Origin of the sequence: Streptomyces sp., from assembly GCF_036566765.1 — a bacterium.
Classification (GTDB): domain Bacteria; phylum Actinomycetota; class Actinomycetes; order Streptomycetales; family Streptomycetaceae; genus Streptomyces.
Genome location: NZ_DATCVQ010000152.1, coordinates 1 through 7,831, shown reverse-complemented (window position 1 = coordinate 7,831; position 7,831 = coordinate 1). Strand labels below are relative to the sequence as shown.

General features: G+C 71.2%; 7 protein-coding genes. 2 read left to right on the top strand and 5 right to left on the bottom strand.

Annotated elements, in window-relative coordinates:
- Window positions 1-689, bottom strand: a 689-nt coding sequence (locus VIU94_RS07950) for a DEAD/DEAH box helicase (RefSeq protein ID WP_331909037.1), incomplete at its 3' end; no start/stop codon positions are given.
- Window positions 690-951: 262 nt separating this feature from the next.
- Here VIU94_RS07950 and VIU94_RS07945 point away from each other — a divergent pair.
- Window positions 952-1,524, top strand: a complete 573-nt coding sequence (locus VIU94_RS07945; RefSeq protein ID WP_331909035.1) for a GNAT family N-acetyltransferase — start codon at window positions 952-954, stop codon at window positions 1,522-1,524.
- Window positions 1,525-1,554: 30 nt separating this feature from the next.
- Window positions 1,555-2,745, top strand: a complete 1,191-nt coding sequence (locus tag VIU94_RS07940) for a winged helix-turn-helix domain-containing protein (protein ID WP_331909033.1) — start codon at window positions 1,555-1,557, stop codon at window positions 2,743-2,745.
- A gap of 58 nt (window positions 2,746-2,803) precedes the next feature.
- Here VIU94_RS07940 and VIU94_RS07935 read toward each other — a convergent pair whose 3' ends face one another.
- From VIU94_RS07935 to VIU94_RS07920, 4 genes are all read right to left on the bottom strand, one after another.
- Window positions 2,804-3,559, bottom strand: coding sequence for a response regulator (locus VIU94_RS07935; RefSeq protein ID WP_331909031.1), 756 nt, complete (start codon window positions 3,557-3,559; stop codon window positions 2,804-2,806).
- Between the two features lie 198 nt (window positions 3,560-3,757).
- Window positions 3,758-4,447, bottom strand: a complete 690-nt coding sequence (hpf, locus tag VIU94_RS07930; RefSeq protein ID WP_331909029.1) for a ribosome hibernation-promoting factor, HPF/YfiA family — start codon at window positions 4,445-4,447, stop codon at window positions 3,758-3,760.
- A gap of 295 nt (window positions 4,448-4,742) precedes the next feature.
- On the bottom strand, window positions 4,743-5,507 hold the full coding sequence (locus VIU94_RS07925; protein ID WP_331909027.1) for a ComF family protein: 765 nt from the start codon (window positions 5,505-5,507) through the stop codon (window positions 4,743-4,745).
- Window positions 5,508-5,722: 215 nt separating this feature from the next.
- Window positions 5,723-7,579: a GerMN domain-containing protein gene (locus tag VIU94_RS07920; protein WP_524540625.1), complete on the bottom strand. Its 1,857-nt coding sequence runs from the start codon at window positions 7,577-7,579 to the stop codon at window positions 5,723-5,725.
- Window positions 7,580-7,831: the final 252 nt, after the last annotated feature.

Sequence of the window (7,831 nt, the reverse complement as noted above, 5' to 3'; positions counted from 1 at the left end):
GAGTGCTCGGCCGGGCCGGAGATGATCAGCGGGGTCCGGGCCTCGTCGATGAGGATCGAGTCGACCTCGTCGACCACGGCGAAGTTGTGGCCGCGCTGGACGAGCTCGTCCGCGGACCACGCCATGTTGTCGCGGAGGTAGTCGAAGCCGAACTCATTGTTCGTTCCGTACGTAATGTCACAGTTGTACTGTTCGCGACGCTGAGCCGGCGTCATGTTGGCGAGGATGCAGCCGACATCCAGGCCCAGGAACTTGTGGACCCGGCCCATCATCTCGGAGTCACGCTCGGCCAGGTAGTCGTTCACCGTGATCAGGTGGACGCCCTTGCCCGAGAGCGCATTGAGGTAGGCGGGGAGCGTGCCGACGAGGGTCTTGCCCTCACCGGTCTTCATCTCGGCGACATAGCCGAGGTGCAACGCGGCGCCGCCCATGATCTGGACGTCGTAGTGGCGCTGGCCGAGGACACGCTTGGCCGCCTCCCGGACGGTGGCGAAGGCCTCGGGGAGCAGGTCGTCGAGGCTCTCGCCGTCGGCGTAGCGTTCCTTGTACTCCTCGGTCAGCGCCCGCAGGTCGGCGTCGGAGAGGTTGACGAAGTCCTCTTCGATGGAGTTGACCTGGTCCGCGATGCGGTGCAGTTTGCGCAGGATCTTGCCTTCGCCTGCACGCATGAGCTTGTTGAAGACGGACACTGAGGTTGGTCTCCTTGCCGGTCGGGCCTGGCACTGGGTCTTGTGAGGACTCTGGCACGGGCACGGCAGGTGGTCCCCACCGCAACGGCCATCGTAAGCGAGGAGGCCGCCGCGCAGGGAGGTCCGCAGTCCTCGATGCGAACTGCCGCCCGGAAAGAGAACGCACGAGGGGCTCAGAAGGTGCCTCTCGTCCCGAATCTCCTGACGAAATCTCCTGACGAAAGGGGTCGCGTCGCCTCCGCCGGACCCCCAGAATCCCGTCATGGAGCCCGTCACGCTGATCACCGAACGCCTGCTGCTGGACGCCTTCCTCCCCGAGGACCTGGAGGGGGTGTACGCGAGCTGCCAGGATCCGGAGATCCAGCGCTGGACGACGATCCCCTCCCCCTACGGCCGCCAGGACGCCGATCACTTCCTGAATCGCATGGTGCCCGATGGCTGGCGCTCCGGCACGGAGTACCACTTGGCCGTACGCCTCCGACCAGGCGGCCCGGCGCTCGCGGCGATCGGCCTGCACCACCCGCGCTCGGGCGGCTGGGAGGTCGGTTTCTGGGCGGACAAGGCGCACCGGGGCCGCGGCTACATGACGGAGGCCGTGCTCGGCCTGGCCCGCTGGGCCTTCACCGACCTCGGCTGCACCCGCCTGGAGTGGCGCGCGGAGGTCGGCAACGCGGGCTCGCGCGCGGTCGCCGAGAAGGCCGGCTTCACGGTGGAGGGCGTGCTGCGGGCGGGCCTCCTGAACCAGGGGACGCTCCGGGACTGCTGGGTCGGCGCGCTGCTCCCGTCCGACCTGGAGCTGCCGGCCCCGCTGCCGTACCTCCCGGCCCGGGGCTGACTGTCAGTGCCGGGGCCTAGGGTGCGGACCATGACGACTGTGCCGCCGCCCGCCGCCGAACTGTCCGCCGACGAAGCCCGCCGCATCGCGCTGCGCGCCCAGGGGTTCCTCGGCGCGCCGGACCGGCGGGCCGGGGTGCGGGGTGTGCTGCGCCACCTGGGCGCGGTCCAGCTGGACACGATCTCGGTCCTCGCCCGGTCGCACGAGCTGATCCCGTACGCCCGCCTCGGCGCGGTGGGCCGGACCGCGGTCGAGGCCGCGTACTGGACGGCTGTGCCCGATGGCGCGGCTCCGCCACGAAGCAACGCCTTCGAGTACTGGTCGCACGCGGCCTGCATCCTGCCGGTCGAGGAGTGGCCGCACTTCGCGTTCCGCCGCCGCGCCTACCGCACCCGGCCGCACTGGCACCACGACCTCGCGGACGGCGCGTACGACGCGGTGATCAAGCAGCTGCGCGCCGAGGGCCCGCAGACGGCGACGGAGCTGGGCGGCGCGAAGAACAAGGGCGAGTGGTGGGACTGGTCCGAGTCGAAGGTCGCCGTCGAGCGCGCGCTGATGTACGGCGAGGTGGTCTGCGTGGAGCGGCGCGGCTGGAAGCGGGTCTACGACCTGGCCGAGCGGGCGATCCCCGAGGCGCTGCTGCACGACGAGCTGGACGACGCCGAGTGTGTGCGACGCCTGGTGCGTCAGGCCGGTGAGGCGCTCGGCGTGGGGACCCGGGCGGACATCGCGGACTACCACCGGCTCAAGGGCGAGCAGTTCGACGCGGCGGTGGCCGACTCGGGTCTGGTGCCTGTGACGGTGGCCGGCTGGTCGAAGCCCGCATGGGCCGACCCGGCGGCACTGGCGACCGAGCCGCGCGGCCGGCACCGTACGACGCTGCTGTCGCCCTTCGACTCGCTGATCTGGGAGCGGGCCCGGACGGAGCGGATCTTCGGCTTCACCCACCGGCTGGAGGCGTACGTGCCCAAGCAGAAGCGGGTGCACGGCTACTTCGCGATGCCGCTGCTCGCCGGCGGGAAGCTGCTCGGCCGGGTCGACCCGGCGCGCGAGGGGCGCACGCTGGTGGCCCGGCAGGTGTCCCTGGACACCCCGAAGGCGGTCGCCCCGATGGCGCAGGCGCTGCGCGAGGCGGCCGAGTGGGTCGGCTGCGACACGGTCCGGATCGAGCAGGTCGACCGCCCCGAACTCGCGACCACGCTCATCGCCGCGCTGGACTGACCACGCTCATCGCCGCGCTCGACTGACCACGGTCATCGCGGTCCCGTGGTGAGCGCCGTCACCTGATCTCGAGGATCTTCTCCCGCATGGCGTAGACCACGGCCTCCATCCGGGAGTGCAGCTGCAGCTTCTCCAGGATGTTCCGGACGTGGTTCTTCACCGTGTTCTCGGAAATGAACAACTCCTTGGCGATGTCCCGGTTGTTCATTCCGGTGGCCACGAGCTTGAGCACTTCCAGTTCCCGGTCGGTCAGCCGGGGCGCCGGAACGAGCCGGCGCTCGTCGGTCCGCTGGATCATCGACTTGAACTCGGTGAGGAGTTTCGACGCCATCGACGGGCTGATCTGCGACTGACCGTCGGCGACCGCGCGAATGGCCGTGGCGACCTCGTCGGTGGAGATCTCCTTGAGGAGATAACCCGTCGCGCCCGCCTTGATCGCGTCGTAGAGGTCGGCCTCCTCGTCGCTGATCGTCAGCATGATGATCTTCGCGCTGGGGGCCACCTCCTTGATGGAGGTGCACGCCTCGATGCCACCGCGCTTGGGCATCCGCACATCCATCAGCACGATGTCGGGCAGCAGATCGGCCGCCTTGTCGACGGCCTCCGCCCCGTCCCCGGCCTCGCCGACGACCTGGATGTCCTCCTCCTGCGCGAGCACGATCTCCAGGCCTCTGCGGAACAGGGCATGGTCGTCCACCACCAGGACGCGAATCGGCTCCTTGCGGGACTCCCCACTGGCCGGATCCCGTCCCTCCGGGCTGGCCGCGCCGTCCGGCATTCGCCCGCCGTGCACAGGCCCGAAGCTGTCCGCCATCGTTCCGCCCCCTGAAGGCCGTGGCCTGAAGTACGTGTTCGGTCCGCCAACCGCGCTCCACGGAGCACCGGTTGGCGTGCACGCCATGATTTCATGCCCGGGCGACAGTGCGGTGATCCCGTGGTCGCACGAGGGTGCCCCTGGGGGCGCAAAGGGCGCTCCAGGGGCACCGCGAGGGGTTTTTGGGGCCGGCCGTCGTCAGCCGCCGAGCGCACCGCCGGCGCCGCCCGCGTCCTCCCCGGCCAGCGGGTCGGACTCCAGGTGGATGACGCCGTAGTCGTACGCGTGTCGCCGGTAGACGACGCTGGGCTGCTTGTTGTCGGAGTCGACGAACAAGTAGAAGTCGTGCCCGACCAGCTCCATCTCGTAGAGAGCCTGATCGAGCGTCATCGGGGCGGCCTTGTGGGTCTTCTCCCGGACCACCAACGGCCCTTCGCCCTGCACCTGGACGGAGCCCATCATCGTGGTGGGCACGTCACCGGACTCCTGCGAGGGGACCGGCTCGCCGCTTCCGTTCAGGTAGGCCACGTCCGGCACGACGTCGGGGACCTCTGCCGCCGACAGTCGTCCGTTGCCACGGCGCGTGGCCCGCTTGCTGTGCTGCTTGCGCAGTCGCGCCTCGAGCTTGCCGTGAGCGAGGTCGAGCGCTGCGTACGGGTCGCCTGCTGCTGCTTCCGCCCGGATGACCGGGCCTCGGGAATGGACGGTGATCTCCACACGGTCGGACCGGTCGGCCTGCCGCGGGTTGTGCTCCTTGGACACCTCGACGTCGAGGCTGATCACCTTGCCGTCGAGCTTCTGGATCTTCTCCAGGTTCAGCTTCTCGGCCACGTGCTTGCGGAACCGCTCGGGCACCTCGGTCTTGCGGCCCTTGACGACGATGTCCACGCAGAACTCCGTTCCCGGATCGCTCAGGTCGGCTCTGCTGCCGCTGAGCATCTCCCTTTGCACCAAGCTCCGGCCGATCACCGGAGCCTCGGACTAGGCGACTTTCACCTCCTCCTCCCCAGTCGGCAAGATCCCCACCCCACCGACCTGAGGTTAATTCGCCTTGAACTCCTGTCCTGTAGGCGCACTCGTGCATTCACTGAGGCGTAGCATTCGCTTTCCTCACACCCGAACATAGCTCGCTCGGACGGGTGTCGGCACCTGCTACCAGCACTTACCTCCGAAGAGGTGCTTTTCACCTCTCACCACCTGCAACGTTGCGTGTTCCCCGGCAGTTCCGGTTTATTTCGAACAGACGGGGAACAGCGGCCACGACGGCCGCTCTCGTACGGGTGAATCCGCCGGTGGACGACCCATGAACGGCACTCAGTGCCCGCGCCGCCTCCGCCAGCGAGGCGCCGGTGGTCATCAGGTCGTCGACGAGCACCACCGGGCCGTCCCCGAGCAGCCGTTCGCCGCCGCGTACGACCTCCAGAGCGCCCGCCATGTTGGCGAGCCGGGCCCGCGCGCCGAGCCCGGACTGGTCGGCCACCTCCCGGCTCTGCCGCAGCACGGGCAGCACGCGCGCCGCCCGTCCGGTGTTCCGCAGCCGCGCCGCCGCGGCCAGCGCGATCCGGCGGGTCGGATCGTGGCCACGCGCCCGTACGGCGCGACGGGCGGAGGGGACTGGCACAAGGAGCAGAGGTCCGGCCTCCGCGGCGGCAGAGGGCCCGGCAGCGGCCCGCACGGCCCCCGCGAGGGCGAGTCCCAGGGGTCCCGCGAGCCCCAGCGCCCCGCGTTCCTTGTGGGCGAGCAGGACAGAGCGCACGGGATCGACGTACGACGCGGCAGCATGCACGGCCGGCAACCCGGCCGGCTCCGGCGCCGGCCGCACCCGGCGCGCGGCGGAGCCGTACAGCGCCCGGGCGCAGGGCGCGCACAGCGAGGTCCGCGGGCTGCCGCAGCCGCCGCAGGCAACCGGCAGCACCAGCCCGGCGATCTCGCGCCACCACCCCCGCATGCCACCACTGTGCGCCGGGTGCGGGAATCCGGCCACCGCTGTGGACAACTCCCTCAGAGCCCGCGGGGGCGACCCTCGGTGCCACCTCCGCGCTGTTCGATTCCGCGCGGCGCGGGTCGGCCGAATCCCCGCTGTACGGGCGACCGGCCGACCGGCCGTGCAACGGCGCGCCCGAAGGGGCAAGGCCGGGCGACGCGTACGGGGCGGCCGGGCGACTACCCCGGGTATACCGGCGACGAACCGGCCTTGACCATCGACTGCCAGTTCGCGCCGGGCGCGAGCCGCACGATGCCCTCGTTGACCGAGCCCGCCACGATCGGCGACCGGTCGTCGTGCGGCGCGGTCACCGCGGTCACCTCGTTGAGGCCGGGCAGCACGGACGCGGACGAGGTCGAGCCGTCGGTCTGGATGTACCGCACCTGCTCCACGCCGCCGGCCTCCTTGCCGACCACGACGAGCCGGCTCGGACCGGCCCAGGAGACGGCCGAGACGGTCTCCATGCGCGGCGCGGCGCGCTGCAGGTCGACCACGGACACGGCGGGCTGCCCCCCGGCGGTCTGCCGCTCGACGCGGCCGATCTGCAGGGTGGTCCGGCCCTTTTCGCGCAGCAGCAGGGCGACGCGTACGCCGTCGGCGGAGACGCGCAGCGCCTCGACGCGGGCGCCCTCCTCCAGCTGCGGTGTGCGGACCGGGACCGCGGCGCCCTCACCGTCCGGGACCATCATCAGTCGCGGCTTCAGCGGGTTGCGGTCAGCCACCCACAGGTCGCCGCGGCCGTCCCAGCTCGGGGCCGACAGCCGGTCCTGGGGCTTGGTCGCGGAGCTGGTCACCATGGCCGGTTTCAGCTCGTGGTCGGAGATGATCGACGCCACACGCAGTTGACGGCCGTCATGGCTCACCCCGGCCGCCCGGCTCTCGTCCCGGGCCACGGCGACGGACTGCAGCGGTGCCCCGCCCTTGCCGAACGGGCCCAGCGTCGCGCTCGCGCTGCCGACCTCCTTGCCGCCCGTGGGCAGCATCATCAGCGTGCCGTGCCGGTCGACGAAGAACGCGTTCTCCGCCCGTCCCGACTCCCGGACCGGCGCGAACTCCTCCGCCTGCGCCTTGCTGCCCACGCACAGCTGCGAACCGTTGGCCCGCTGCAGCTCCACCTGCTCGATCCGGACGGACTGCAGATCCGCGAGCGTGAACAGCAGCTGCGCGGCCATCCGCCGGCACTGCTCCCGGCCCACGTGCGCGGCCTTCTCGTTCAGCGGCACCTTCAGCGTGCTCTGGTCGTCGGTGGTGAGGGTGGTGACACCGTCCTTGAGCGTGGTGCCGGTGGGGAAACGCGAGTCGACGACCGGTTTCAGCCAGTTCGTCGGCCCTTCGAGCAGCGCTTTGACGGTCTGCGCCACCGGATCCATGCGGGTGACCGGATCCTGGCGGTTGCGGATGTAGACGGGGTCCGCGACCACCCAGTCCTCGCCGGAAGCGAAGTAGTACTTGTTGATCGACCGGTAGTTGCGCTGGAAGTCGGACTCGCTGAGCACCAGACCCTGCGGCAGCCGGTCGATCCGCCACTCCTTGCCCCGCCCGTCCTCGCCGTCCACCTGCACGAGGTGGATGGAGCGGGAGAAGTCGGCGGGGCTGATCGGCTGGTACGCGTGCCGGGCGTCGACGGTCGCGATCTGCCGCCCGGAGATCGGGTAGCTCAGCTCCTGCAGCTCGCGCTCGCCGGTGCGCTCGGGCTGCTTGCGGTCGGGCGCGGTGGCGAGCACGCTGATGCGCTCCTCCGGCCTCCAGGTGCGCGCGGCCTGCTTCGTCAGGTACTTGCGCGCCGTCGCGAACCCGGCGTCGTCACTGGTCATGGCCTCCAGGAAGCCGTCGACGATCTCCTCCGCCTCGGCCCCCTCGCGCGGCTGCACCGCGTACACCCGCACTTGAGAGTCCCCGGGGTTGGAAGCGCGCACCTGCCGCACGTCCCCCTTGTCCGGCATCCCGGCACACCCGCTGACCAGCACACCGCCCACGGCCAGCACCACGGCGCCACGACCGACACCGGCGGCGCGGCCGGCGCGGGGCGCGCCCACCGCGCGGTTCGCATCGGCGGCACGTACGGGGGCCGGCGCTCCGGCCGGCCCGTCCTCGTGTTCGCCCCGGCCGTTCGACCGAGGCTGTCGGGAGTCAGTTCCCACGTGCCGTGTCCTCCCGCTCCGCCCCTGACGGCGTCGTCGTCACCTCGGTTGCCGCCTCGCCGCCCGTGCGCGCGACCACGCGGGACACCCCGCCGGGCAGCGCCGTCGGGTCCGCCGCCTCGCGCGGCAGCCGCGGGGGGCCGGGGC

Bases quoted from the DNA above. Each gene is read 5' to 3' on its own strand.
- VIU94_RS07945 (WP_331909035.1), top strand. From the start codon at position 952: ATGGAGCCCGTCACGCTGATCACCGAACGCCTGCTGCTGGACGCCTTC.
- VIU94_RS07940 (WP_331909033.1), top strand. From the start codon at position 1,555: ATGACGACTGTGCCGCCGCCCGCCGCCGAACTGTCCGCCGACGAAGCC.
- VIU94_RS07935 (WP_331909031.1), bottom strand. From the start codon at position 3,559: ATGGCGGACAGCTTCGGGCCTGTGCACGGCGGGCGAATGCCGGACGGC.
- VIU94_RS07925 (WP_331909027.1), bottom strand. From the start codon at position 5,507: ATGCGGGGGTGGTGGCGCGAGATCGCCGGGCTGGTGCTGCCGGTTGCC.